At 50.8% G+C, this 2,500-nt stretch carries 2 rRNA genes (1 of these 2 only partly in view); both read left to right on the forward strand.

Going from position 1 to position 2,500, the window contains the following annotated elements:
* Nucleotides 1–105 precede the first annotated feature (105 nt).
* A 16S ribosomal RNA gene (locus BN1765_RS01890) occupies nucleotides 106–1,655 on the forward strand.
* A 236-nt stretch (nucleotides 1,656–1,891) separates the two neighbouring features.
* Nucleotides 1,892–2,500 (forward strand): 23S ribosomal RNA (locus BN1765_RS01895); it runs 2,328 nt beyond the window's last position.
* The 16S and 23S rRNA genes sit together here, the layout of an rRNA operon.

Genomic DNA, 2,500 nt, shown 5'->3' on the forward strand with positions numbered 1-2,500 from the left:
ATGTTCTTTGAAAACTAAACAAGACAACACGTCAACGTTAATTCTAACTAAACGTTTCAACAGAGTTGAAACACACAAGTTTTATTTTATGAGCAAGTCAAACACTTATTGGAGAGTTTGATCCTGGCTCAGGACGAACGCTGGCGGCGTGCCTAATACATGCAAGTCGAGCGGACAGAAGGGAGCTTGCTCCCGGAAGTCAGCGGCGGACGGGTGAGTAACACGTGGGCAACCTGCCTATAAGACTGGGATAACTCCGGGAAACCGGGGCTAATACCGGATAGGTTCTTCCTCCACATGGAGGAAGAAGGAAAGATGGTTTCGGCTATCACTTATAGATGGGCCCGCGGTGCATTAGCTAGTTGGTAAGGTAACGGCTTACCAAGGCAACGATGCATAGCCGACCTGAGAGGGTGATCGGCCACACTGGGACTGAGACACGGCCCAGACTCCTACGGGAGGCAGCAGTAGGGAATCTTCCGCAATGGACGAAAGTCTGACGGAGCAACGCCGCGTGAACGAAGAAGGCCTTCGGGTCGTAAAGTTCTGTTGTTAGGGAAGAACAAGTACCAGAGTAACTGCTGGTACCTTGACGGTACCTAACCAGAAAGCCACGGCTAACTACGTGCCAGCAGCCGCGGTAATACGTAGGTGGCAAGCGTTGTCCGGAATTATTGGGCGTAAAGCGCGCGCAGGTGGTCCTTTAAGTCTGATGTGAAAGCCCACGGCTCAACCGTGGAGGGTCATTGGAAACTGGGGGACTTGAGTGCAGAAGAGGAAAGTGGAATTCCAAGTGTAGCGGTGAAATGCGTAGATATTTGGAGGAACACCAGTGGCGAAGGCGACTTTCTGGTCTGTAACTGACACTGAGGCGCGAAAGCGTGGGGAGCAAACAGGATTAGATACCCTGGTAGTCCACGCCGTAAACGATGAGTGCTAAGTGTTAGAGGGTTTCCGCCCTTTAGTGCTGCAGCAAACGCATTAAGCACTCCGCCTGGGGAGTACGGTCGCAAGACTGAAACTCAAAGGAATTGACGGGGGCCCGCACAAGCGGTGGAGCATGTGGTTTAATTCGAAGCAACGCGAAGAACCTTACCAGGTCTTGACATCCTCTGACACTCCTAGAGATAGGACGTTCCCCTTCGGGGGACAGAGTGACAGGTGGTGCATGGTTGTCGTCAGCTCGTGTCGTGAGATGTTGGGTTAAGTCCCGCAACGAGCGCAACCCTTGATCTTAGTTGCCAGCATTCAGTTGGGCACTCTAAGGTGACTGCCGGTGACAAACCGGAGGAAGGTGGGGATGACGTCAAATCATCATGCCCCTTATGACCTGGGCTACACACGTGCTACAATGGATGGTACAAAGGGCAGCGAAACCGCGAGGTTTAGCCAATCCCATAAAGCCATTCTCAGTTCGGATTGCAGGCTGCAACTCGCCTGCATGAAGCCGGAATCGCTAGTAATCGCGGATCAGCATGCCGCGGTGAATACGTTCCCGGGCCTTGTACACACCGCCCGTCACACCACGAGAGTTTGTAACACCCGAAGTCGGTGGGGTAACCTTTTGGAGCCAGCCGCCTAAGGTGGGACAGATGATTGGGGTGAAGTCGTAACAAGGTAGCCGTATCGGAAGGTGCGGCTGGATCACCTCCTTTCTAAGGAAATTAGAAGAATGTTACGTGACTGTCTTGTTTAGTTTTGAGAGAGCATTCCTTTCTCAAAACTAACGGCAAAAAGAATGAATTATTCTAATGCCGAGTTTGTTCCTTGAAAACTAGATAACAGTAAGAAGGCAAAGTAAATTTTTGCATCCAAACACACCAAGTAAAACCAATATTTCTGATGAAATGTTGACCGTATTCTTCCTGACGGAAGATGCGATAACCATAATGGTTAAGTTAGAAAGGGCGCACGGTGGATGCCTTGGCACTAGGAGTCGATGAAGGACGGGACTAACACCGATATGCTTTGGGGAGCTGTAAGTAAGCTTTGATCCAGAGATTTCCGAATGGGGAAACCCACTGCTCGTAATGGAGCAGTATCCTTACCTGAATACATAGGGTATGGAGGACAGACCCGGGGAACTGAAACATCTAAGTACCCGGAGGAAGAGAAAGCAAACGCGATTTCCTGAGTAGCGGCGAGCGAAACGGAAGATAGCCCAAACCGAAAGGCTTGCCTTTCGGGGTTGTAGGACACTCTATATGGAGTTACAAAGGAACGGGGTAGATGAAGAGGCATGGAAAGGCCTGTCATAGAAGGTAACAACCCTGTAGTCGAAACTTCGTTCCCTCTTGAGTGGATCCTGAGTACGGCGGGACACGAGAAATCCCGTCGGAAGCAGGGAGGACCATCTCCCAAGGCTAAATACTACCTAGTGACCGATAGTGAACCAGTACCGTGAGGGAAAGGTGAAAAGCACCCCGGGAGGGGAGTGAAATAGATCCTGAAACCGTGTGCCTACAAGTAGTCAGAGCTCATTTATGAGTGATGGCGTGCC

The organism is Bacillus testis, from assembly GCF_001243895.1.
Taxonomy (GTDB): domain Bacteria; phylum Bacillota; class Bacilli; order Bacillales; family DSM-1321; genus Bacillus_AD; species Bacillus_AD testis.